Raw genomic sequence first — 23645 nt, 5'->3', positions numbered from 1 at the left:
CGCCGTGTCGCGACGCCATCGGTAAATTTGGATTGTGTCCGGAGGGATATGTCCAAGGGGCGCCAGGCGGAGAGGCTGGCCTGCGGACACTAACCCAGGGAATTGATCCGGTGAACCGGTCTCTGGGGTTTGGCCGCAAGAAGGTGACCAAGCCCAACGAGATCGGCGCCGGATATTGATGCCGCTGTGTGCCTGCCCGCCGCCCGCCCGTCAAGGCTGCAGATTGGCGGAGAGATCGGCATTGCGCTGGCGTGCGAGCCCTTCTGCCTTGATCCTCTCCGCGGAGGAGAGATCCTTCAGGGTATCGTCAAGCCATCTGTCGGCGAGGCCTTGCTGCGTCGCCATCAGATTCCAGGCAGCGGCTTCGACGCGGTTCTTCGCCACGCCCCGGCCCGTTGCCAGGAGACGCGCATATCGATTTTGCGCGATGGCGTTGCCGCGACCGGCTGCCAGCGCAAACAGCTGCGCGGCCCGCTTCTCATCCGCCTTAACCCCCTCGCCGTTGAACAGCATGATCGCATATTCAACCTGGGCGCTGATGTTGTCGTTCGCGGCGGCACGCGCCATCCACTGGGCGGCTTCGGCGTCGTTCTGAGGGATGCCGCGGCCCTGCTTCGTCAGCACGGCAAGAGCATATTGGGCGTCGCCGATTTCCGCCTGAGCGGCGGTGCGCAGCAGGTCGATCGCGCGCTTCAGGTCCTCCGGCTTGCCTGTGCTGATGAGCGCCACGGCCAGATTATACGCGGCTGGTCCCTGGCCGGCCTTGGCAGCCTTCTCGAGATAGCCGAGGGCGGCCATCTCGTTCTTAGGCACGCCGCGCCCCGCAAGCATCATCATCGCCAGGCCGAAGGAGGCATTGGGATCGCCTTGGGCGTCCGCCAGCTTGTACCACTCGGCTGCTTTCGCGAAGTCCTGACGTATGCCGAGGCCTTGATAGGTGAGCTCGGCCAGCAAGGTCAGGGCGGCGGCGTCGCGCGGGTTGCGGTCGGCTCGCTGCTTGGCCTCGTCATAGGCGCGGCGGTAGAGGCCACGTTGGTAGGCGCCATAAGCGATGTCCGCATTTGGGTCGGGCAAGGTCGGCAGCGTCGGAATAGCCGATTGCGGAGCCTGACCGAAGCCGCGTTGGGTGGGGCTGCCGAAGGGACTATCCAACGATCCCGGGCCATCGAAGTTCGGCATCACCGTTGATGGCAACTGGCGAGGTCGCTGGTTCTGGACGTTGCCGTCCCCGGTCGATCCTGATGACGCCGTCGGCGGAGAGGGTGCGCGCGCGGGGGACTGCGCCCTCTCCTGTGCGGTCGCTTCCGCTCCCACCCATGCAACGGTGGTGATCGCGAGCCCGCCGAGGATGAGCGTCCGCAGCGTCATGGTTCTTCCGGTACGTTGGCGGCTATCTGCGCAAGGGCCTCCGTGACTGCGGCCGCCGGGCCGTCCGGATGTCTCCAGACTGCGTCTCCAAGCGCGACGAATTCGACGCCGGCCGCGGCCAACGGGCCGACATCCCCGAGGCTCTCAGCGTAAGCAACGCAAGGCGTCGCAAAGATCGAGGCCCACCAGCCGGCGCGCTCCAGCGTCTCGGCGGCGGTCGGCACGCTGCCATCGGGGCGAGGCTCGCCGAACATCACATAATCCACGTCGGCCTCACCGGCCTGCATGGCGGCATGCCGGCTCTTGAGGCCGCCCACCCCGAGGATACGTTGCGGGCGGAGCTGCTCTCCGGCGTCATCGAGAATGCGCTCCGGCTCTTCCTCGCCACGGATATCGATATGAGCACCGTCGGCGCCGCCGCGCACCGCGACGCCCGCAGGGCCTGCCACGACCAGCGCCGCCCCGGCGTCCTGAGCAACAGGCGCCAGTTCCTTGACGATGTTGATGGCAGCCCGTTCGTCGCCCACATCGAGCCGCAGCAATACGGCGGCGATGTCGCCAGCGGCGCAAGCGGCCTTCAGTACGGGCGCGAAGGCTTCAGGGGCAGCGACTGCAGGGCTGACGAGATAGAGACGGCAGAAAGGTTCGGTCATTCATTCACTCAATGCCGCAAATGCGGCGATGCTCCGCTGATAGGGCGGAGCATAACGTGATTCTGCCGTTGATGATGGCGCGAGAGTGGCGCGCCATCCTTCGGTCGGCTGATCGTGATATGTCAGCCGGCCTTGGACTATCAGCCGATCTTGGGGGCAAGCTCGCCCTTCTCATACCGCTTCGCCATGGCGGCGAGGGAAAGCGGCTTGATCTTGCCGGCCTGGCCAGCCGTGCCGAACTCCTCAAAGCGCTGCTTGCAGAGCTTCGTCATGGCCTCCATGGCGGGCTTCAGATATTTGCGCGGGTCAAATTCGCCCTTGTTCTCGCTCAGCACCTTCCGGATCTGTCCGGTCATGGCCATACGGTTGTCGGTGTCGATGTTGATCTTGCGCACGCCGTGCTTGATGCCGCGCTGGATTTCTTCCACCGGAACACCCCAGGTCTGGGGCATCTCGCCGCCATAGGCGTTGATGATGTCCTGGAGATCCTGCGGCACCGAGGATGAGCCGTGCATGACGAGATGCGTGTCCGGCAGGCGGCGGTGGATTTCCTCGATCACGTGCATGGCGAGGATGGCGCCATCGGGCTTGCGCGTGAACTTATAGGCACCGTGGGACGTGCCCATGGCGATCGCGAGCGCGTCGACCTGGGTTTCCTTGACGAATTTCACGGCCTCTTCGGGGTCGGTCAGCAGCTGGTCGTGGCTGATCTCGCCCTCGACGCCGTGGCCGTCCTCCTGCTCGCCGCCGCCATGCTCCAGAGAGCCGAGCACGCCAAGCTCCCCCTCGACCGACACGCCGCCCCAATGGGCCATCTCCACCACCTTGCGGGTGATGCCGACGTTATAGTCCCAGTCGGCGGCGGTCTTGCCGTCGGCTTTGAGAGAGCCGTCCATCATCACGGAGGTGAAGCCGTATTGGATAGCGGTGGCGCAGGTGGCTTCGTTGTTGCCGTGGTCGAGATGCATGCACAGCGGGATGTGCGGATAGAGCTCGGCGAGGCCCTCGATCAGTTTCGCGAGAACGAGGTCATTGGCGTAGGAGCGCGCGCCGCGGCTCGCCTGAATGATGACAGGGGCATCGGCTGCATCAGCCGCCGCCATGATGGCGAGGCCCTGCTCCATGTTGTTGATGTTGAAGGCGGGAACGCCATAGCCGTTTTCCGCGGCGTGATCGAGCAACTGGCGCAGGGTAATGCGAGACACGGTTCAGATCTCCTATGCGACGGTGGCCAGCGGCCACTAGGGGATGGGAGCGGCAGGGCCGACTGGGCCCGAATTGCGGATCAGGACGCCTTCAGAGCGCTGACACCCGGCAGGTCCTTGCCCTCGAGCCATTCGAGGAAGGCCCCGCCGGCCGTCGACACGTAGGTAAAATCACCGCCCACGCCGGCTTGGTTCAAAGCCGCGACGGTGTCACCACCCCCGGCGATCGACACGAGCTTGCCCTGCTTCGTTCGCTCGGCGGCATGCCGCGCGGCGACGACCGTGCCATGGTCGAAGGGGTTCAACTCGAACGCGCCGAGCGGGCCGTTCCACACGATGGTGGCCGCATCGTCGATCGCGGATTTGATGCGCTCGATCGATTGCGGGCCGACATCGAGAATCATGCCGTCGGTCGGCACGGCGTCGAAGCCATAGGCGTGGTGGGGGGCGTTCGCCTTGAACTCATAAGCGACGACGCCATCCACCGGCAGGATGATGGCGCAGTTCTTTTCTTGCGCGACCGAGAGAATGCGGCGGGCTGTATCGGCTAGGTCCTTCTCAGCGAGTGATTTGCCGATATTGACGCCCTGGGCATGCAGAAACGTGTTCGCCATGCCACCGCCGATGACGAGCGCGTCGACCTTGGCGACCAAGTTTTCCAAGAGATCGAGCTTTGTCGATACCTTGGCACCGCCGACGATGGCCACGACAGGGCGGGCGGGCTTTTCCAGGCCTTTGCGCAGCGCCTCGAGCTCAGCCTGCATGCTGCGGCCGACATAGGCCGGGAGCACATGGGCCAGGCCCTCTGTCGAGGCATGGGCGCGATGGGCAGCCGAAAAGGCATCGTTGACATAGATGTCACCAAGCTTGGCGAGCTCGTCGACGAAGGCCTTGTCATTCTTTTCCTCACCTGCGTGAAAGCGGGTGTTTTCAAGGAGAAGGACATCCCCATCGTGGAGCTTGGCGATTGCTTGCTGGGCTGTCTCGCCGATGCAGTCCTCGGCGAAGGCAACCGGCTTCCCCATTGCTGCCGCCACGGCCTTCGCCACGGGTTTCAGGCTGTCCTTCGGCTCGCGCTTGCCTTTCGGGCGGCCGAAATGGGCGAGCAGGATCACCTTGCCGCCACGATCGGCAATCTCGCGCAGCGTCGGCACCACTCGCTCGATGCGCGTGGCATCGGTCACCTTGCCATCTTCCATGGGGACATTGATGTCGACGCGTACGAGGACGCGCTGCCCCTTTACCGGCGCTTCGTCGAGGGTGCGGAACGAGGTCATAGGCCAAGGCCTCCTGCGTAGCGGAGAAGGATGACGGCGAGCACAGCGCCGCCGATGGCGGCCAGTGCTGCGACGACAATGAGAGCTCCGTAGCCGGGAAGACGGCTGACGCGGTAGTCAACCGCAGAGACATCCTCCTGGCGCGCGAGGGAGCCGGTGATGCCGGTCGATTTCTCGATCTGCGCTTCGAGCCGCAGCATCAAGGCTTCGGAACGCGCGAATTTTTCCTCGATGCGCGCCGCTTTCTCCTCGATGCGTGCCAGCTGGTCGAGGCCAGAACGCTGGCTCGCTGGGACGGCTTGTGCGGATGGCTGCGGCTGGGCGGTCTGCGGTGCCGACGCCGGCGCCGGGCGTGGAGCTGTCTGAGGTGCCGGCTGGGCCGCGGGCGCTACCCGTGCTTCGGGCACCGGCTGAGGCGGCGGCGCCGGACGAGGGTCAGGCTGTGGTGCCGGCGGGGGCGGCGGGACCTCCGCCTCAGGTGTCGAAAGGCTGGGTTCGATACGTCCACTCGTCCGGGGGTCGCTCATGGGCATCCATCCAGTTGCGAGAAGAGATAGCGGATGGGGGATCCGCCGGCTGTTCGCGATCGAAGCGTCCTCACCAAAGCTCTCTTACCGTGGCAGGTACGCTCGTATCTCAGAACGCAAAAGGCACCGGCTTTGCCGATGCCTTCTTACAATAAAGCTGTCTCAGAGCAGCTTCGCCATCGCAACTGCGGTGTCGGACATGCGGTTGGAGAAGCCCCATTCGTTGTCGTACCAGGACATCACGCGCACCAGCTTGCCATCCAGCACTTTCGTCTGGTCGAGGGCGAAGGTCGAGGAATGCGGATCGTGGTTGAAGTCGATCGAGACATTGGGCGCCGTCGTGTAGGCGAGAATGCCCTTCAATGGGCCTTCAGCGGCCGCCTTGAGAGCGGCGTTCACTTCGTCCTTCGTGACGGCGCGGCTCGGCACGAATTTGAAGTCGATGACCGAGACATTCGGCGTCGGCACGCGGATCGAGGTGCCATCAAGCTTTCCGGCTAGCTGCGGCAGCACGAGCCCAACGGCCTTGGCAGCGCCTGTGGAGGTCGGAATCATCGACATCGCGGCCGCGCGGGCGCGGTAGAGATCCTTGTGCATCGTGTCGAGCGTGGGCTGGTCGCCGGTATAGGCGTGGATCGTCGTCATGAAGCCCTGCTCGATGCCGAAGGCTTCGTCGAGCACCATGGCCAAGGGCGCGAGGCAGTTCGTGGTGCAGGACGCATTCGAAACGACCAGATGATCTTTGGTCAGCTTGTCGTGATTGACGCCGTAGACGACGGTGAGATCGGCACCATCGGCCGGGGCGGAGACGAGGACGCGCTTGGCACCGGCGGTGAGATGCGCGGCTGCTTTCTCGCGGCTTGTGAAGATGCCCGTGCATTCGAGGGCGATGTCGACCCCGAGATCCTTGTGCGGCAGCTCGGCGGGGTTGCGGATGGCAGTGACCTTGATCGGCCCGCGGCCGACGTTGATGGTATCGCCTTCGACCGTCACTTGGTGCGGAAAGCGGCCATGCACCGAGTCAAAACGCAGCAGATGGGCGTTCGTCTCGACGGGGCCGAGATCGTTGATCGCCACGACTTCGATGTCCGTGCGTCCGCTTTCCACGATGGCGCGCAGCACATTGCGCCCGATACGCCCGAACCCATTGATCGCGACCCGAACCGCCATAACCTTACTCCTCCGCTGGACATCCCTGGGCAGGAATGCCTTTCCGTATCCGATAATACTGACCGCTGTCAGCCGTTGTGGCGCGCGGTGACACGCTCCACAACGCTTTCAGCCGTAATGCCGAAATAAGCGTAAAGATCCTTATAGGGCCCGCTGGCGCCAAAGCTCGCCATGCCGACGAAGATGCCGTCATGGCCGATGACAGCATCCCAGCCGAAGCGGACTGCGGCCTCGATAGCGACTTTGATGGGCGCATCGCCAACCACGGCCTTCTGCACGTCTTCCGGCTGTTCGAGGAACAGCTCGAGCGACGGTACGGATACCACGCGGGCATGGATGCCCTTCTCGGCCAGCTTCGCCTGTGCCGCCATGGCGATCTCGACCTCTGAGCCTGACGCGAAAAGTGTCGCGATCGCTTTCCCACCTGCCGGTGACAGCTCATAGGCACCCGTGGCGCAGAGGTTGCTCTCGACGGCTTCCTTGCGCAGCAGAGGCAGATTCTGGCGCGTCAAAGCCAGCACCGTCGGGCCGTCCTTACGGGTGAGCGCGAGCTGCCAGACTTCAGCGGTCTCGACGGCGTCGGCCGGACGGAAGACGCGCATGTTCGGCATGGCGCGTAGCGCCGCCAGATGCTCCACAGGCTGGTGGGTCGGGCCATCCTCGCCAAGACCAATCGAGTCGTGGGTCATGATATAGACTACGCTCGTCCCCATCAGCGCCGCGAGGCGCATGGCTGGGCGGGCGTAATCGGTGAACACCATGAAGGTGGCTCCGGCAGGCAGGAAGCCGCCATGCAGGGCGATGCCGTTCATGGCCGCGGCCATGCCGAATTCACGGATGCCGTAGTGGATGTAGCGGCCGCTGAAATCGGTGGCATTGATGGCCTTGGCCGTCTTGGTCCGGGTGTTGTTCGAGGGCGTGAGGTCCGCCGACCCGATCGCCAGTTCCGGGAGCAGTGGCACGACGGCTTCGAGGACGAGCTCGCTCGCCTTACGGGTGGCGATGGCGGGCGCTTCGGCGATCAGCTTGCCCTTGAGCGCCGAGATCGCGGGCGCCAGCGCCTTCGGCCGTTCGCCGACGAGCCGCCGCGCGAAATCGTCCCGGGTGTTCTGCGGCGCGGCTGCGAGGCGGCGCTGCCACTCCTCGCGCGCGGCGCGTCCGCGCTCACCGATCGCCCGCCAGGCGCTTGCGATATCGGAGGGGATTTCAAACGGGCCGTATTCCCATTTCAGGGCGGCCTTGGCGCCTGCCAGTTCCTCCGCACCGAGAGGCTCGCCATGGGCCTTGGACGTTCCCGCTTTCTTCGGCGCACCGAAACCGATGGTGGTGCGGCAGGCGATCATCACAGGCCTGTCGGCGGTGCGCGCGTTGGCGAGAGCCACAGCGACAGCCTGGGGATCATGCCCGTCGACGCGAGAAGCGAGCCAGCCGGCCGCCTCGAAGCGCTTCACCTGGTCCACGGTGTCGGCGAGAGAGAGCGGCCCATCGATGGAGATGCCATTGTCATCATAGAGGACAATGAGCCGGGAAAGCTTGAGATGGCCGGCGAGGGCGATTGCCTCGTGGCTGATGCCTTCCATGAGGTCACCGTCGGAGGCGATCACATAGGTATAGTGGTCGACGAGATCGTCGCCGAATTCAGCGGCGAGCATGCGCTCAGCCATTGCCATGCCGATCGCAGTGGCGAGCCCCTGTCCGAGCGGACCGGTGGTCGTTTCGACGCCCGGGGTCACGAAATTTTCGGGATGGCCGGGGGTCTTCGAGTGCAGCTGGCGAAAACGCTTGATCTCGTCGAGGGTGACGCTCTCATAGCCGGTCAGATGCAGCAGGGAATAGAGCAGCATTGAGCCATGGCCGGCCGACAGCACGAAGCGGTCGCGGTCTGGCCAGAACGGATCGGCGGCATCAAACTTCAGGAAGCGCGAAAACAGGACCGTCGCGACGTCGGCCATGCCCATTGGCAGGCCGGGGTGGCCGGACTTGGCCTTCTCCACGCCATCCATGGAAAGGGCGCGGAGCGCATTGGCCAGACGGTCGTGTTCTACCTGGGATGTCATTGTTTCGCCTGCACGCGTTCGGAGGTCACTGCGATCGCGAAAAATCGCGCGATGGACGTGGGGCGTGGGAGCGCCTGGCACGTTGAGGGCTTGATAGCAGTAGATATGGGCAAGTCAAAGAGGCTCATTGACGTTCTATCTCGCACCCGCCACCCTGTCGCGGAGAATTGGCAGGGATATGGCAGAGATTCGGGTGCGCGCCGTATTGCGCCGCGAGATCGGTTGAAAGGATCCACGCACCCTGCCGCGGATGCGTAACTCAAAGGCCAGGGAGGGCGATCGACATGACGCTTGCTGAGGCGCTGAAGCGACTCGAGGCGGCCATCGGAACGCTGGAGGCCACCACCATGCGCCGGCTGGAGACCGAACGCCGCCGCGGCGACCTCGAGACCGAGCTGTCGCTGATGCAGGACGATCGGGCGCGCATGGCTGTGGAACTCGACGGAACGCTGGCGCGTCTGAACAATCTGGAGGCCGTCACCGATGACGTCGACAAGCGGCTTGCCCGCGCCACGAGCGTCGTCGGGTCCATCCTCGCCGAGGCCGGGCGGCGGTAGACTGTTCCTCATCCCGGCCGGATGCGGCAGACATGGTGATCTCGCAGCCGGTTTTGCCGTGCATTTGTGGAGTATATCTTTGAAGGGTAATGTGGGATCCGCTTCATGGTCTCGGGGCGGGGAGGGCTGAATGGCAGAAGTCAATGTCAGCATCGCCGGGCGCAACTATCGCATGGCTTGCGGGCCTGGCGAAGAAGAGCATATCGCCGCTTTGGCCGGTTTGCTTGATGGCCGCATTCTCGAACTGAGGCAATCCTTCGGTGAGATTGGCGACATGCGTCTCCATGTCATGGCCGCGCTCACGATCGCAGACGAATTGTCCGAGGCAAAACGGGGTATCGCCAATCTCGAAGCCGAGGTGGCCAAGCTCAAGGAGGCGGTCGGAGCCGGCGACGAACGCGTTGGTACCATGGAGGCCGAACTCACCGAGGCAGTCGCTTCCGCCGCCCAGCGCATCGAGCGCATAGCCCGCGAGCTCAATTCACCGCAACAGAACGGGTAATGCTTGAGAGGCCGCGCCGGAGGCGGGGGTGAAGGACTTTCACCCTTTCCCCTCACCCTGTTCTTCTTCCGCCGGGAGAGAGGACGCTAATGACGGAGCGATCTGCGGTTGTGCCGTCCCGACGTCGCTGCCTCACGTCATTTCTGATAGCGGTGGGCTCTAGCATTCCGGGCAAGGGGCGATTATCTTCGTCCTTGCGGGGCTATGGGGCGCGTCAGGAGACATATTCCCCGGGGCCTTACGATCTCCTAGGGAGCTGTCCCTGGCCGGGTCCGTGGACCTGGGCATACGGCGCCCACCTACTTATGTAGGTTCCCGGGATCGTCACTCCAACGGCCTTCGTGGCTCCGCGCTTCTTTCAACGGGTCAAGCCTTTGAACGATCGAACGATCGCGGCGCGCAAGTCCGACCTTCGCGCCTCCGTCCTTGCTGCCCGCAAAATCTTTGCATCCTCTCACGGCGTCGCCGCCAGCACCGCCCTTGCCGGGCGGGTGCTGGAGCTCTCAATTTTTCGTCCGCAGGATGCCGTCGGCGGTTACTGGCCGATCAGGGGCGAGATCGATCCGAAACCCTTGCTGTCGGCGCTTGCCGAACGGCGCGTCCCGACCGCTCTGCCGGTGATCGTGGATGATGACCTTTCATTCCATCTGTGGAGGGAGGGTGATCCGCTTCAATCCGTGGGGCTCGGTACCTTCGGCCCCCACGCGGGGGCTCCGTCGGTGCGGCCGGCGATCCTTCTCGTTCCCCTCGTCGCTTTCGACCGACGTGGCCACAGGCTCGGCTATGGCCGCGGCTTCTTCGACCGGGTGATAGCAAGGCTCAGGGCAAGCGGACCGCTGACGACGATAGGTCTCGCCTATGCCATGCAGGAGGTGCCGGTGGTGCCGACCGAGCCCCACGACCAGCCTCTGGACTATGTCGCCACAGAGCACGGGGTCCTCGCCGCCGGGCGTGACGGCAGGTGAATCGCAGTTCACTTCCCTTTGATTACTTTTCCGCCGTGACAGGTGTCGCTTGCGCCGCTGCGACGAACCCTGCAAGACGTGATGATCGACACAAGCTTTTCGAGGGGAGCCATGCGTCTGCTGTTTCTTGGAGATGTCGTGGGGCGTCCTGGCCGTTCCGCAGTCACACGCCTTCTGCCGGGTCTCAGACAGGCGTGGGCGCTCGATTGCGTGATCATCAATGGTGAGAACGCCGCTGGCGGTTTCGGGCTCACGGAGGCGATCTGCGACGATCTCCTGGGAGCCGGGGCTGACGTCGTCACCCTCGGCAATCACTCCTTCGATCAGCGCGAAGCCCTCGTTTTCATCGAAAGGCAGCCGCGCCTGCTGCGGCCGGTGAATTTTCCGCCGGGCACGCCTGGGCGGGGCGTCGCCATGGTCGAGACCGCGACAGGCGCGCGTGTTCTTGTGGCCAATGTCATGGGGCGCCTGTTCATGGACGCGCTCGACGATCCCTTCGCGGCGATGGAGCGTGTGGTCGGCGAATGTCCCCTCGGCCTCGGCGCGGACGCGATCGTTGTGGATGTCCACGCCGAGGCGACCAGCGAGAAGCAGGCCATGGGCCATTTTCTCGACGGGCGCGTCAGCATCGTCGTGGGTACCCATACCCATGTGCCGACAGCTGACGCACGCATTCTGCCGGGTGGCACGGCGTACCAGTCCGACGCCGGCATGTGCGGGGACTACCAGTCCATCCTCGGCATGCAGCATGAGGAGGCGGTCCGCCGCTTCGTGCAGAAGACCCCGGGGGCGCGGCTGGAGCCCGCGACGGGAGAGGGGACGCTCACGGGCCTCGCCGTCGAGACCGATGACCGGACGGGCCTCGCGGTGAAGGTCTCGGCGGTGTCCATCGGCCCGCATCTGGCTGAGAATCGTCCGGCCTTCTGGGAGAGGACCTGACCCGCCGGCTCAGTAACCCCGTGTGATGTCGAAGGCGTTCGGCAAGGAGCGCCCTTCGCGCAGGGCCTTCAGATTGGCGAAGAGCACGTCCAGCGTGTTCGCCATGTAACGGGTGGGATCGTCCGCCGACATATGCGGTGTGATCACCACATTGGGCGTCGTCCAGATGCGGGCATCCGGCGGCAGCGGTTCCTCAACGAACACATCCAGCACCGCGCCGGCGAGTGCGCCCGCATCGAGGGCATCGCAGAGCGCCGGCTCGTCGACGAGTGCCCCGCGCCCGATGTTGACCACGCCCGCGTTCGAAGGCAGCAGGGCGAGGCGGCGGCGGTCAAGGATGTTGCGGGTGGCCGGCGTCAGCGGGCAAGCGAGGACGAGATAGTCGGTTTCCGGCAGAACGCTGTCGATATCGCCCGTTGCGACCACACGATCGCAGGCAGGGTGAGGTGAGGCGCTGGTGCGCACCCCCGTGACATGCATGCCGAAGGCCTTACCGTGGTGGGCGGCCGCCCCACCGAGGGCGCCAAGGCCAACGACGGTAAGGCGACCATCACGCAGAAGCCGGCCGGTTTTCCTGTTCCAGCGTGCAGCGGCCTGTGCCGTGACAAAGGCCGGGACGCCGTTCGCCAGCATCAGGAGCGCCATGATCGCGTATTCTCCGGCCTTGTCGGCATGGGTGCCGCTGTTCGTCAACAGGGTCACGCCACGTGGCAGCCAATCGAAGGGGGCGAGCGAATCGAGGCCGGCATTGCCGCACATGACGAATTTCAGCTTGGGCGCCTCGACGGGAAACAGGTCTGGAATGCTGCGGTTGTGGCTGAGCAGGAGCTCGGCGTCCCTGATGTTGCTGGCATAGTCGTCCAGCGTCTTGCCGAAAGTGACCTCATAATCGGCCGCGTCCTCGCCGTTGCGGGCCAGCGCCGCTGTCCACAGGGCCCCGTCGACGGCATAGAGGGGATTGAAATTGCCGGTGTTCTGGATGTGGATGCGCATGCTGGACCTCAGTGAGCTGAAAAGCGGACACCCGGACGGGCAAGGCCGCCGCCGATGCCGAGAACGGTGCCGTCAGCCCGCCAACAGGCCGCGCCCGTCATGGAGCCGTCGGGATGGAAGGCGATGGCGTTCATCCCGCCGGCCACGCGTCCCACGCGGGTGACGCGATGGCCACGGCGGGTTAGCTCCTCTTGCACCGCTTCATCAATGCCGCGTTCGATTTCGAGGTCCCACCCCTGCGTCCACACACGTGGCGCTTCCACCGCTTCCTGCAACCCCATTCCATGATCGATGAGGTTGATGAGCGCCTGCATCGCCGAGCCGAAGATGCGCAGCCCGCCGGGAAGGCCGAGCGCATAGGCGATCCGCCCGTCCCTGAGCGCCATCATCGGGGCCTGCGAGGTGAAGACGCGCTTGCCGGGGGCGATCGACAGCGCCCTGCCGGGATGTGGGTCGAAATTGAACATGTAGTTGTTGGCGACCATGCCCGTGCCGGGCACCATCACTCGCGCACCAAAGACGGAATTGATCGTCTGCGTGGCGGCAACCACGTTGCCCTCGCTATCCGCGGTCGTGACATGCGTCGTGTTGGGCGATTCCGGCGGCATGAGGCCGCGGCCGGCGGGAATGCCGGGCAGCCAGTCCTTCGCCTGCTCCATAGACAGGGCCGCCCGGCGCTCCGCCGCATAGTCGGGATCGATGAGGCGGCCGACCGGCACTTCGATGAAGGCCGGATCCGCTGTGGCGACGGCGCGGTCGGCGAAGGCGATCTTCAATACTTCGGCCAGGAGATGCACACTGTCCGCCGAGCCGAAGCCCAGCGCGCCGATGTCGTAAGCCTCGAGGATATTGAGCATCTGGGCGATATGCACACCGGCGGAGGAGGGGGGCGGTGGCCCGACGATCTCGAAGCCGCGATAGTGGCTGCGAATCACTTCGCGGGTGACGGTCGCATAACTGGCGAGGTCCTCCATCGCGAGGGAGCCTCCACCAGCTGATGTCGCCGATGCCAAGGCGGCCCCCAGCACACCTTGGTAAAGCGCAGGCGCCCCCTCATCCGCGATGGTTTGAAGCGTCGCCGCATAGTCGCCCTGAATGAGACGATCCCCCGTTTGCAGGGCCATCCCTCCTGGCAGATAAAGCCCAGCCAGGCCGGCGTCGCGCGCAAGGTCGGCGGCAGCGTCGGTGATGCAATCGACAAGATAGGGTGTGACGGTGAAGCCGCGCGTCGCAAGCTGGATCGCGGGGGCCACGACGTCGCCAAGCGGCAGCTTGCCGAATCGCCTAAGGGCTTCGCACCAGCCAGCTAGGGCCCCGGGCACTGCGACCGCGCCGGCGCCCGTCTCATTCCGGCGACCGACGGTGAGTTGATAGTCGGGCAGTACATCCGACACCGTCTCGTACATGCCAGCGCGGGCGGCTGCCGGCGCGGTTGACAAGGCATCGATGACGCAGTGCGATCCGTCTGCCTGCCGAATATGGAGCAGACCGCCGCCGAGCACGCCGACCATCATCGGCTCGACGACGGTAAGGGCGAAGAGGGCGGCCACCGCCGCGTCAATGGCGTTGCCGCCGGAGAGCAGCATCTGGCTCGCCGCCTGCGACGCGAGCGGATGGTTGGTGACGACCATCCCCTTCGTTGCGCGAACCGGTGTCTTCTCGCATAAGAGCGCGGGGGAGACGGTGGGCAGACCGGGAAGCGAGGCGTTGGCGGTCATGACGTTGATATTCCCTGGCCCGGCGCGGGCCGCTCATCGGTTCCATTCGCGGTTGGGCCCATGGCGCGACCTTTCAGTCGGCGCGCACTCTGTCGCGAAACGTCGCGTCCGACAACCATCTTCCCTTACGCCGCCTCTGCCTCCAATCTGCGATGACCGCGCCTTGATTGTCTTCGCAGCGCGGCGTATGGAAAAATCATACTCGCCGATGGCGAAGTCGACGACTCACTCGAGAAACTTGGCCACGCGTGCTCTTCTTTTCCCAGTCGTTCCTCTTCGTCTTCCTGCCCATCGTACTGGCCGGTGCGTTGTTTCTTTCGCGCGTTCGCGGCGCTGTGTTCGTTGTGCCGTGGCTCGCAGTTGCCTCGGTGGTCTTCTACGTCCAGGACGGTTGGCGCCACGGCGCGCTGTTGGGTCTGTCGATCATCGTCAACTGGATTGTCGGGGCCGCACTGATGCGCGCGCGGGACAATCCCCGCATGGCGCGCATGATCTTTCTCGCCGGCGTGGTCTTCGATGTCGGGCTGCTGGCCGTCTTCAAATATCTCGATTTCCTTATTCGCACGGCGAATGATCTCACCGGCTGGCACGGCGCGGCCTTTCAAATCGCGCTGCCCGTCGGTATCTCTTTTTATACATTCACGCAGATCGCTTACATCTCAGATGTCTATCTCAAGCGTCACGATCATGAACCCTTCATTCCCTATGTTCTCTTCGTAACCTTTTTTCCGCATCTCGTTGCCGGGCCTATCATCCATCACAAAGAGATGATGCCGCAGTTTCACGCGCGGCGGCGGATCTCGATCTTCTCCGACGAAATGGCGCAGGGCTGGCTCCTGTTCGCGATCGGATTGTTCAAGAAACTCGCGGTTGCCGATACACTCGCACTGTTCGCCGATCGCGGATTTGCTTCGAAAGCCGTGCTCGGCATCGGGGATGCCTGGCTCGCGAGCCTCGCTTATACCTTCCAGCTCTACTTCGACTTCTCGGGCTATGCCGATATGGCGGTCGGGCTCGCGCTGATGTTCGGCAACCTCCTGCCATTCAACTTCAATTCGCCCTACAAGGCACTTAATATCCAGGATTTCTGGCGCCGCTGGCATATGACGCTGTCACGCTGGCTGAGAGATTATCTCTATATTCCACTCGGCGGTAACCGCGGCACCGAATCCCGGACGCTCGGCAATCTCTTCATCGTCTTTCTGGTCGGCGGCCTCTGGCATGGCGCAGCTTGGACCTTTGTGATCTGGGGCGCCATGCATGGCACCGCCATCGTGCTGCATCGGCTTTGGGTGCAAGCCGGGATGCGCATGACCCCGGCCCTCGCGCTGCCGCTGACGTTCCTGTTCGTCAATGCAGCCTGGGTGCCGTTTCGCGCGCCGGATGGCGCGGCGGCGGCCGGCATCCTCTCCGCCATGGTGGGCCACGCCCAATCGCCCGATGCTATGAGCCTCTTTGCCATGGATTGGCAATGGCTTGTCGCCCTGCTCCTGCTATGCGCAGGGATAGTCTGGACGCTCCCGAATTCCCAGACGATCGTTCTTGGCGGCCGCTGGCGCATCGGCTGGGTGAGCGGCGTGGCGACGGGCGTTGCAATCTTCCTCGCTCTCATCCACGCAGGCGGCGGCGAAACATCGCCGTTCCTCTATTTCAACTTTTAGAGGACCGCCGCCGATGTCACCGAGCCGCAACGGCCAATTCCTGCTGGCGGGTGTGGTCACCTTCCTGGCGCTCGCCATCGCGAGCTTCCTGCTCTTCGATCGCCTGCTGGTCCTGCCAGTCCAAGATCCTCCGCTGTCTGTGAGGCAGGTTCTTTTTGAGCAAACGACCGGTCCTCGGATCATCATCGATGCGGGATCCAACGCCTATGTGGGGCTTGATCCGGAGATTCTCGAACGCAAGTTCGGGCGTCAGACCGTGCTGCTTGCAGATCACGCGGGCTATCCGCTCGATATGAAGCTCGCTCGGCTGGAGAAGTATCTCCATGCGGGTGACGTTCTGATCATGCCGCTCGAGTGGAACTACTACGTCGGCCAATTTAGTGATCCGACGTTCACAGATAACGTTTTTATGACATTGAAGCACTATTACCGTGCCTTGTCCTTTTGGGATCGGATGAAGTTCTTTTTCAAGGGCATGAGGTTTTCCTCAATATTCAAGTATATGCGTTCCCGCGCGCTTGGCGAGGCGCCGCCGAGCTCTCAGGCCATTGTATCCGGATGGTATTCTCAGCTGGAGCATTCGCCCTTTGGCTCGGCGCTCAACGATGGACCCGTCCCGCGCTATATCGGCTTTTTTGACTGCCGCAGCATGTTGCTGTTCGGACAAAAGAACGGGGCGCCTGATCTGGAGCGGCTGGCAGACAGACTGGCTGGGATCGCGCGCGCCCGGCGGGCAAAGATCGCGCTCACCTGGCCAGTCGTGATCGGAAAAGATTGTTACGATGACTATGAGAGAGATTTCCGCCCTGCCGAAAACGCGCTGCGGGCTGCGATGGGGCGCGTCGGCATTCCCATCATCGGCAGTCCACGTGACTACTATTTCGCCGACGAGCGCTATATGCTCGACACATACTACCACCCCATCGCGGAGGGCGCGCGTATCCGCACGCGCCGTTTGGCCGAGCAGATGGCAGAGGCGGGAATTCTAGCGCCGGAGTTCCGGTCGTCCACCGAACTCGCTCAACAGCGGCTGGAGGCTGTCGATGCTGCGCTCGCTGGAGCGGCTTACTGGGGCCGGATTCCGGCCAGTAACGGCAAGCACGTGATCGATCAGACGGCCATTCAGAACAACATCCTGTTCGGCCGGGGCTGGTCGCAGCCCGAAGCCAACAGCTTCATCTGGTCGGATGGGCTGGAATCCGTCTTGGCCATCCGTTTGCCTGAGAGTCGCTGCCGGCTGACACTCGGCCATTTTCTCCACGGGGATCAAGAGGACAGTCTGGTCAGGCTCTCCCCATCGCAGGCTTGGCAATCGGCATCGGAGCCGGTCGACGTGCCCGCAGAGGCGAGGGGCGTCGCCCTGCTCCATCTAAGGCATCGTAAAGTGAAGTCGCCGCTGCAGCTCGGCCAAGGCAACGATCCACGGCTTCTGAAGTTCAACCTGCAATCATTCACGGTAGACTGCGGAAGCAGATAGAGGGGCGGGCGCATGGATGCGCCCGCCGCGTCGCGTCAGCACTGCTGATAGCGGCGACCACGGTACCAGTAATAGTCGCAGCGGGGCGTGGTGGCATTGCCCACGATTGCGCCGCCGACACCGCCGATGGCGGCGCCGGCCAGGGCACCGCCAGCGGTTCCTGTCGCGAGGCCGCCAACAAGAGCGCCTGCGCCGCCGCCAATGAGGGCGCCACCAACCGTGCGATCCGTTGGATTGTTGGGGTTGCAAGCTGCGAGACCAAGCGCCAAAGCGCTGACGGCCAATAGCTTTTTCATAGACTGACTTCCTCCATGGACGCTACATAACGAAGCATACAGTCACGTTTTAGGCGAACACGGTGCGAGAATAAACCGTGCCAACCGCAATGGCCGCCTTTGCCTTCAGCTCATGAAGCGGCGCGGCTTCTCAGCGGGCCGTGACGCTCTTCCGGCAACAACACTGCACGCACCCAGCCGCAGTTCCAGTCCTTGTCGCATATTGGCGTTTGCGGGGGGCATGCCGATGCCCTCGATTTCCGTCGAATATTGCAGTGTATTCGGGTAACCTTTTGCATATAAATATGTTTGTAATTAATTATGAAGTCGAGATATCGACAATAAACAAAATCCTGAGCAATTACTTTTTATATGACCGGTTGTAATTGGCTGATATGAACATATAATATGGCGTGAGCACGATGTTATTAGATTGTAGCCATGCCAGAGATATTGCTATGGTGACGGTTTGCTCCTAAGTATTGGCGCTAACAGTAAAATCAAAACGACATATCTGGAGTGGCGAGCGTGGAGTAAGGAGAGGATGGAAGAAAGAGCAAGAGGCCCCAAGGCAGGCGCGTCGATCGCGCCTTGTGCAAGTCGTATCGAAAGTGGTGCTGTCCACGACTTTTCGATCGATCAGTTGCCGCCCGTCGATCAGGATAACGACGATCTGGAGCCCGGGCACGTGCCCCATCTGGAGCTCGTGCGCATTGTAGAGCGTGTTTATCGACGCTATCTCGATCTTCTGCGCAATGATCTGACGCGGCTGGGTGTTGACGATGTAAGCCCATCGCAGGTGATGATGCTCTTCACGATCGGTGGGGACGATCTATCGGTACGCGACCTCATCGATCGCGGGCACTACCTCGGCTCAAACGCGTCCTATAACCTCAAGCGGCTCGTGGAATGCGGTTACGTCGAGCGCAGTGCCTCCCCGCGTGACAAGCGCGCGGCCCGTATCCGGTTGTCGGACCAAGGGCGGCACCTGTGCGATCTCATTCGCAAGATCGATGATGGATACCATCGTCTGGCGGTGCGGGATGACGAGCAGATGCGGGAATTTGGCATCACTTTCACGACGTTACGACGGCTCGAGCATATCTGGACCAATGCCGCCCGCTACGGCGAGGCGAGGCTCGTATAAAGTGCCGGGACCTGCGCGCCGTTGGTGACGCAGGTCCCCTTGCCTCAGCCTTGAGCCTGCTGGGCCCGTATGGCGTCAGCCTTCGCGAAGGCGCGGATGACCGCAGGCCTTTCGGCAATCGTCTTGAACCAACGCGAGAGATTGGGAAAATCGTCGAGGCTTTGCCCATGGCGTTCGTGAGGCACGACCCAGGGGTAGCACGCCATGTCGGCGATCGAATATTCGCCGGCTAGAAACGGTCTATTGGCGAGGCGTTTGTCCATCACGCCATAGAGTCGGGCCGTTTCCTTGACATAGCGCTCAATGGCATAGGGTATCTTTTCAGGGGCCACATTGCTGAAGTGATGGTTCTGACCTGCCATTGGACCAAGGCCGCCCATCTGCCAGAACAGCCATTGCAAGACTTCGGATCGGCCGGTGATCTCGGCTGGGATGAAGCGATGAACTTTCTCGGCGAGATAGAGAAGAATCGCGCCGGATTCGAACAGGGAAATCGGTGCGCCACCGCCGGAAGGCTCGTGATCCACGATGGCGGGAATCCGGTTGTTCGGTGCGATCTTGAGAAAATCCGGGTTGAACTGTTCTCCCTTGCCGATATTCACCGGGTAGATCCGGTAAGGTAGGCCGGCTTCCTCAAGGAAAATCGTTATTTTATGGCCGTTCGGGGTGGTCCAGTAATAAAGGTCGATCATCGTCGGCTCGCTCAAACCATCACCAGGCTCGGATGGTGCGCCATCCATTCGCCAGAGGATGCCTTATTCCGAGCAAGGTTCCAAATCAGCCGCCATCAACCGATGATGACCCGCCATCCGGAGGGGGGCGGGCCGGTGTGTCGTTTCAAGCCGGGGCGACGCAATGTCGAAAGCTTGCGAGGGGCTTACTCAGTCTTCGAGTTCGCCGATATGGTTCTGCGCATAGAGCTGCTCACCGAGTTGCTTGATGAGCTCAAGCTGCGTCTCCAGAAAGTCAATGTGGCCTTCTTCGTCGGTCATCAGCTCGATGAAGAGATCGCGTGACGGATAGTCCTTTTGCGTCTCGCAATAGGCTGCGGCCTCCTGGTAGAGCGCACGAGCCCCTACTTCCGCGGCCAAGTCGCATTCGATGACTTCCTTGACGGTCTGACCGATCTGCAGCGGGTCCAGCACTTGGAGATTCGGGTGGCCATCGAGGAAGAGGATGCGATCGACGAATTTGTCGGCATGCACCATTTCCTCGATCGATTCCGCGCGCCACTTCTTGGCCATGGCCTTGTAGCCCCAGTTATCAAGCATGCGATAATGCAGCCAGTACTGGTTGATCGCGGTCAGTTCGCTACGCAGCCCACGGTTTAGATATTCTATGACCTTCGCGTCGCCTTTCATGGCATCCAGCTCCGTTGGCAGGCAATCTCAATTTAGAATAATTATAAATTTGGATTCGAAAGATCAAGCCCGACGAGCCAGACAAAATGCGTTTTCAGGCAAGGCGCGACATGAAGGAATCGGCAATCCGAATTGCCGCACAACCCCTCAGCGAGGCGAACGAACGTGCACCCGCCTGAGGGAGATAATCGCGAGATGACGCGCCGCCCCGAGGGCTGATCGGTCGTGCATTTTTGAAAAGGTAGATCGCCTCTCATGCGAGGCGAAAGGGAAGCGTTTCAGTCCGAACCGGCGCCGGCTTCACGCCGGCACAACGACCCTACTCGGCCGCGACCAGCGCAACCTGTTCCGGCAGGCCTATATCGGGCTGAGCGGCTTCGTTATGGTCATGATCGTGCTGGTTATGAGCGGCGCCGGGACAAATCGCGCAGCCAACCGGGCAGGCAGCGGCACGGGCGTCAGACAGGATGCGGCGCACGGTTACGAGACACCGGCCGCAGTCAGGGCTGCAACCGAGGCAGCGATAAGCCTGCGCGGGGCTGCGCGGCTTCATCGGGTCCTCGTCTGCCAATGTGCTGCGTATATCAGCATCGGTCACGACGTTGCAGTGGCAGACGATCATTACCGGTCCAGTTTAGAATCGTTCAAAAAAGTCTTTGATATCAAGAAGTTATCGTGTGCTGTCAAAAATTCAAGGGCTGTGCCTGCGACAGAATCGACCATCTCGCCGAAGATCGGCGTGACAGTGGTATTGAGATCCGTGGGCTTGCAGATCTGGGCCGGCGCGTTATGCCGGATGAGGCAAATGGCAGGCAGGCGATGATCCGCATTACCGATCGCATCGAGCTCGACGAACGGGAGATCGAGGAAAGCTTTGTCCGCGCGGCTGGCCCGGGCGGGCAGAACGTCAACAAGGTCTCGACGGCGGTTCAGCTCAGGTTCGACATCCGGCGCTCGCCTTCGCTCCCCAACGACGTCGCGATCCGCATGATGAAGCTGGCCGGCAGCCGGTTGACCAACGATGGCGTGATCGTGATCACCGCGCAGGCCCACCGGAGCCAACAGCGCAACCGCGAGGAGGCGCTCGAACGGCTCATCGAGCTCATCCGGCAGGCGACCCATGTGGACAAGCCCCGGCGCGCGACGAAGCCGACGCTGGCCTCGAAGGCGCGGCGACTGGAAAGCAAGAGCCGCCGGAGCGCCATCAAGGGATTACGTGGACGCAAGCCGGGAGAGGAGTGAGACTGGCGCGCCGCCGGGATGAAACGGTGGAAGTGCAGCGCCGATCCCTCCCTTGGGGGCCGTAGGCGCCGGGTGGGGCCTAGTGCTGGCCGGCCAGCAAGCAAGACAACAGTTGCATGGCCAACCGAGCATCGCTCCCGGCCTCTGACCCCCCGCCCGACCTCGCTGGCGCGAGGCCACCTTCCCCTGAGGGCAGGGATCGAGGCGGCGAGGTCGGGTGAGGTGAAGCCTTGTCGTGGAGCTTCAGGCCTTTGGTGGATAACGGTGGGTCACGCCCTGATAGTCCGTGACGTCGTAACTGCCTGCTTCGACGCTCTCGCAGAGATATCCGGGGCCGACCGGCACCTTGCCGTGGCCGCCTGGAATGTCGAGGACGTAGGTCGGCTGGCAGATGCCAGAGACATGGCCACGCAAAGCGCGCATCAGCGCCTGGCCCTCTGCGATGGTCGTGCGGAGATGACTGGTGCCGGGCGCGAGATCCCCTTGGTGCAGGTAATAAGGTTTGACGCGGCTCTCGACGAGTGCGCGCAGGAGTTCAGCCAGCGCCTCCGGCGTGTCGTTGATGCCCTTCAAGAGCACGGACTGGCTGAGCATCGGGATACCCGCATCGACGAGGCGCCCGCAGGCGGCGCGGGCGGCGGGCGTCAGCTCCCGCGCATGGTTCGCATGCAGCACCACATAGCTCGCCTTGCCCTCGGCCTTGAGCGCGTTCACCAACGCCGGCGTGATCCGCGCGGGATCGACGACGGGCAGGCGGGTGTGCCAACGGATGACCTTGACATGGTCGATGGCGGCCAAGCCCTTCACTGCTTCGGCGATACGGCGGGGCGAGACGACCAGCGGGTCCCCGCCTGTGATCACCACCTCCCAGATGGCAGGCGTCCCCCTGATATAAGCGAGGGCGGCCGCCATCTCGTCCGGCGTCAGCATCTTGGCGCCCGGGCCCACTATCTCCCGGCGAAAGCAGAAGCGGCAATAGACGGCGCAGACATGCACCAGCTTGAGCAGCGCGCGATCAGGATAGCGATGCACGATGCCGGGCGCGGCGGCGTGAGGTTCGTCGCCGATCGGGTCGTCGATCTCCCCGGCCCGGCGGTTGAGTTCGGCGGGATCGGGAATGAACTGCCGGGCGATGGGATCGTCGGGATCGGCGGCGTCGATCAGATCCGCCATGGCCGGCGTCACCGCCACGGCATAGCGGGCGGCGACAGCATCGAGCGCGGCGATCCGCTCCGGCGCCACGAGGCCGCCCGCCGCGAGTTCCGCGGGGCGGGTCATCTGGCGCGCGGGCCGCACATGCGCGGCGCCGGGGTGGTATGGTTTGACGGGTGAATTCATCAAGAGCGGTTGTGCCCCTTCAGGGCATGGGTGTCCAGAGTACGTCTTCGATACTGCGGGCACCGACAGCCAGCATCACGAGGCGGTCGAGGCCGAGCGCGGCGCCGCTCGCCGGTGGCATCGCGGCCAGCGCCGCCAGAAAATCCTCATCGAGCGGATAACGCTCGCCATAGATGCGCTCCTTCTCGTCCATGTCATGAATGAAGCGGCTGCGCTGTTCCTCGGCGTCTGTCAGTTCGCCGAAGGCATTGGCGAGCTCGACGCCACAGACATAGAGCTCGAAGCGCTCCGCGAAGCGTGGATCGGTTGGCTTGGGGCGGGCGAGGGCGGCTTCGCTCACGGGATAATCGTGGAGGATGGACGCGCGCCCCAGCCCAAGCCGGGGTTCGACGCATTCGCTGATGACTCGGCTGAAGATGTCGCTCCACCCATCATCCTCCGCCACGCGCAGGCCCGCCGCGCGCGCGGCGGCCGCGAAGGCGTCACGGGCCGCGCCCAGATCATTCCCCGGCAGAACAGCGGCGAGATCGATGCCGGCATGGCGGGAGAAGGCCTCCGCGACAGAGAGGCGCTCCGGGTCTGCGTACGGGTCGGCCGTGTGCTCGCGATACCGGAAGACGGTGCTGCACGCGGCGTCGGCGGCGATCGCCAGAATGTCCGCGCAATCGGCCATCAGGCTTTCATAACTCGCCCCGGCCCGGTACCACTCCAGCATCGTGAATTCGGGATGATGCAGCGGGCTGCGCTCCCGGTTGCGGAAGACACGGGCGATGTCGAAGATCCGCGCCTCGCCAGCGGCGAGCAGCTTCTTGCAGGCGAATTCCGGCGATGTATGCAGATAAAGCGGGGTGTCGCCCTGGTCCAGGCCCACGAGCATGGTGCGAAAGGCATGCAAATGTGTTTCGTTGCCCGGTGAGACTTGAAGAATGCCAGCCTCGACCTCGACGAAATCCTGCGCCGCGAAGTGTTCCCGCAGGGCTCGGATGATCGCTTGTCGCGCGAGAAGAGCGGGACGGCGGCGGGCGTGCTGTTCGCGGGACCACCAGGGTGACGGCGAGAACGACGGCAACATCGGCATTTTGAAGAGATCCGGAGCGTTTTTTCGGTGCGGGATATGGCGCTTGCCGTCAAGATCGGTATTGTGCACCGAAATTCAGCGGCATTGGTGGCTTGAAGGCGCGCCGATGTCTGTAGCCATTCGATAAATTAAGGA

The 23645-nt window shown here is 63.2% G+C and carries 23 protein-coding genes and 1 other RNA gene; 9 read left to right on the top strand and 15 right to left on the bottom strand.

The window, feature by feature from the left end; translation table 11 throughout:
• Nucleotides 1–210: 210 nt before the first annotated feature.
• The 7 genes from KIO76_RS04950 to tkt form a co-directional block, all read right to left on the bottom strand.
• Nucleotides 211–1368 (bottom strand): tetratricopeptide repeat protein, encoded by a 1158-nt coding sequence (locus KIO76_RS04950; RefSeq protein WP_213321746.1) that lies wholly within the window; start codon nt 1366–1368, stop codon nt 211–213.
• Nucleotides 1365–2021 carry a thiamine phosphate synthase gene (locus tag KIO76_RS04945; RefSeq protein ID WP_213321745.1) on the bottom strand — a complete coding sequence of 219 codons (657 nt, stop codon included), beginning with the start codon at nt 2019–2021 and terminating at the stop codon, nt 1365–1367. The genes KIO76_RS04950 and KIO76_RS04945 overlap by 4 nt, the downstream gene beginning before the upstream one ends.
• A 140-nt stretch (nt 2022–2161) precedes the next feature.
• On the bottom strand, nt 2162–3226 hold the full coding sequence (gene fba / locus KIO76_RS04940; protein WP_213321744.1) for a class II fructose-bisphosphate aldolase: 1065 nt from the start codon (nt 3224–3226) through the stop codon (nt 2162–2164).
• Between the two features lie 80 nt (nt 3227–3306).
• The gene (locus tag KIO76_RS04935) at nt 3307–4503 is read right to left on the bottom strand and encodes a phosphoglycerate kinase (RefSeq protein WP_213321743.1); all 1197 of its coding nucleotides are present in this window, start codon (nt 4501–4503) and stop codon (nt 3307–3309) included.
• Nucleotides 4500–5030: a hypothetical protein gene (locus tag KIO76_RS04930; protein WP_249729491.1), complete on the bottom strand. Its 531-nt coding sequence runs from the start codon at nt 5028–5030 to the stop codon at nt 4500–4502. The genes KIO76_RS04935 and KIO76_RS04930 overlap by 4 nt, the downstream gene beginning before the upstream one ends.
• A 162-nt stretch (nt 5031–5192) precedes the next feature.
• Nucleotides 5193–6200: a type I glyceraldehyde-3-phosphate dehydrogenase gene (gene gap / locus KIO76_RS04925; protein WP_213321742.1), complete on the bottom strand. Its 1008-nt coding sequence runs from the start codon at nt 6198–6200 to the stop codon at nt 5193–5195.
• A 68-nt stretch (nt 6201–6268) separates the two neighbouring features.
• Nucleotides 6269–8257, bottom strand: coding sequence for a transketolase (tkt, locus tag KIO76_RS04920; protein WP_213321741.1), 1989 nt, complete (start codon nt 8255–8257; stop codon nt 6269–6271).
• Nucleotides 8258–8541: 284 nt separating this feature from the next.
• Here tkt and KIO76_RS04915 point away from each other — a divergent pair, with 284 nt between their 5' ends.
• The 5 genes from KIO76_RS04915 (at nt 8542) to KIO76_RS04895 (ending at nt 11220) form a co-directional block, all read left to right on the top strand.
• Nucleotides 8542–8814, top strand: a complete 273-nt coding sequence (locus KIO76_RS04915; protein WP_213321740.1) for a DUF4164 family protein — start codon at nt 8542–8544, stop codon at nt 8812–8814.
• Between the two features lie 130 nt (nt 8815–8944).
• Nucleotides 8945–9316, top strand: a complete 372-nt coding sequence (locus KIO76_RS04910; protein ID WP_213321739.1) for a cell division protein ZapA — start codon at nt 8945–8947, stop codon at nt 9314–9316.
• 196 nt (nt 9317–9512) lie between these two features.
• Nucleotides 9513–9668, top strand: a non-coding RNA gene (ssrS, locus tag KIO76_RS04905) — 6S RNA.
• 22 nt (nt 9669–9690) lie between these two features.
• Nucleotides 9691–10281: a 5-formyltetrahydrofolate cyclo-ligase gene (locus KIO76_RS04900; RefSeq protein WP_213321738.1), complete on the top strand. Its 591-nt coding sequence runs from the start codon at nt 9691–9693 to the stop codon at nt 10279–10281.
• A gap of 111 nt (nt 10282–10392) precedes the next feature.
• Nucleotides 10393–11220 carry a TIGR00282 family metallophosphoesterase gene (locus KIO76_RS04895; RefSeq protein WP_213321737.1) on the top strand — a complete coding sequence of 276 codons (828 nt, stop codon included), beginning with the start codon at nt 10393–10395 and terminating at the stop codon, nt 11218–11220.
• A 9-nt stretch (nt 11221–11229) separates the two neighbouring features.
• Here the strand turns inward: KIO76_RS04895 and KIO76_RS04890 are convergent, their stop codons facing one another.
• Nucleotides 11230–12213, bottom strand: coding sequence for an NAD(P)-dependent oxidoreductase (locus KIO76_RS04890; protein ID WP_213321736.1), 984 nt, complete (start codon nt 12211–12213; stop codon nt 11230–11232).
• A gap of 8 nt (nt 12214–12221) precedes the next feature.
• Entirely contained in the window at nt 12222–13931 is a 1710-nt protein-coding gene (ggt, locus tag KIO76_RS04885) for a gamma-glutamyltransferase (protein WP_213321735.1), read from the bottom strand.
• Between the two features lie 248 nt (nt 13932–14179).
• On the opposite strand from ggt, the gene KIO76_RS04880 reads away from it, so the two are divergent.
• Both KIO76_RS04880 and KIO76_RS04875 read left to right on the top strand, forming a co-directional pair.
• On the top strand, nt 14180–15592 hold the full coding sequence (locus KIO76_RS04880; RefSeq protein WP_213321734.1) for an MBOAT family O-acyltransferase: 1413 nt from the start codon (nt 14180–14182) through the stop codon (nt 15590–15592).
• Nucleotides 15593–15605: 13 nt separating this feature from the next.
• Complete coding sequence (locus tag KIO76_RS04875; RefSeq protein ID WP_213321733.1) at nt 15606–17069, top strand: hypothetical protein; 1464 nt, start codon at nt 15606–15608, stop codon at nt 17067–17069.
• A gap of 35 nt (nt 17070–17104) precedes the next feature.
• Here the strand turns inward: KIO76_RS04875 and KIO76_RS04870 are convergent, their stop codons facing one another.
• Nucleotides 17105–17365: a YMGG-like glycine zipper-containing protein gene (locus tag KIO76_RS04870; RefSeq protein ID WP_213321732.1), complete on the bottom strand. Its 261-nt coding sequence runs from the start codon at nt 17363–17365 to the stop codon at nt 17105–17107.
• Between the two features lie 523 nt (nt 17366–17888).
• On the opposite strand from KIO76_RS04870, the gene KIO76_RS04865 reads away from it, so the two are divergent.
• Nucleotides 17889–18491, top strand: coding sequence for a MarR family winged helix-turn-helix transcriptional regulator (locus KIO76_RS04865; RefSeq protein WP_213321731.1), 603 nt, complete (start codon nt 17889–17891; stop codon nt 18489–18491).
• 44 nt (nt 18492–18535) lie between these two features.
• On the opposite strand, the gene KIO76_RS04860 is transcribed toward KIO76_RS04865, so the two are convergent.
• From KIO76_RS04860 to KIO76_RS04850, 3 genes are all read right to left on the bottom strand, one after another.
• Nucleotides 18536–19183 carry a glutathione binding-like protein gene (locus KIO76_RS04860; protein WP_213321730.1) on the bottom strand — a complete coding sequence of 216 codons (648 nt, stop codon included), beginning with the start codon at nt 19181–19183 and terminating at the stop codon, nt 18536–18538.
• A gap of 189 nt (nt 19184–19372) precedes the next feature.
• The gene (gene bfr, locus KIO76_RS04855; RefSeq protein WP_213321729.1) at nt 19373–19852 is read right to left on the bottom strand and encodes a bacterioferritin; all 480 of its coding nucleotides are present in this window, start codon (nt 19850–19852) and stop codon (nt 19373–19375) included.
• A gap of 319 nt (nt 19853–20171) precedes the next feature.
• Nucleotides 20172–20474, bottom strand: a complete 303-nt coding sequence (locus KIO76_RS04850) for a (2Fe-2S)-binding protein (RefSeq protein WP_213321728.1) — start codon at nt 20472–20474, stop codon at nt 20172–20174.
• Nucleotides 20475–20671: 197 nt separating this feature from the next.
• Between KIO76_RS04850 and arfB the strand changes: the two genes are divergently transcribed.
• Nucleotides 20672–21094: an alternative ribosome rescue aminoacyl-tRNA hydrolase ArfB gene (gene arfB, locus KIO76_RS04845; protein ID WP_213321727.1), complete on the top strand. Its 423-nt coding sequence runs from the start codon at nt 20672–20674 to the stop codon at nt 21092–21094.
• Nucleotides 21095–21337: 243 nt separating this feature from the next.
• Here arfB and KIO76_RS04840 read toward each other — a convergent pair whose 3' ends face one another.
• Both KIO76_RS04840 and epmA read right to left on the bottom strand, forming a co-directional pair.
• Nucleotides 21338–22372 (bottom strand): lysine-2,3-aminomutase-like protein, encoded by a 1035-nt coding sequence (locus tag KIO76_RS04840; RefSeq protein WP_249729739.1) that lies wholly within the window; start codon nt 22370–22372, stop codon nt 21338–21340.
• 79 nt (nt 22373–22451) lie between these two features.
• A complete protein-coding gene (epmA, locus tag KIO76_RS04835; RefSeq protein ID WP_249729490.1) occupies nt 22452–23510 on the bottom strand; it encodes an EF-P lysine aminoacylase EpmA in 1059 nt (352 codons plus the stop codon).
• Between the last annotated feature and the right edge of the window lie 135 nt (nt 23511–23645).

It is taken from the genome of Chelatococcus sp. YT9 (genome assembly GCF_018398315.1).
Lineage (GTDB): Bacteria > Pseudomonadota > Alphaproteobacteria > Rhizobiales > Beijerinckiaceae > Chelatococcus.
The sequence above is the reverse complement of the archived record's forward strand: the minus strand, read 5'-3'. Positions and strand labels throughout refer to the sequence as shown.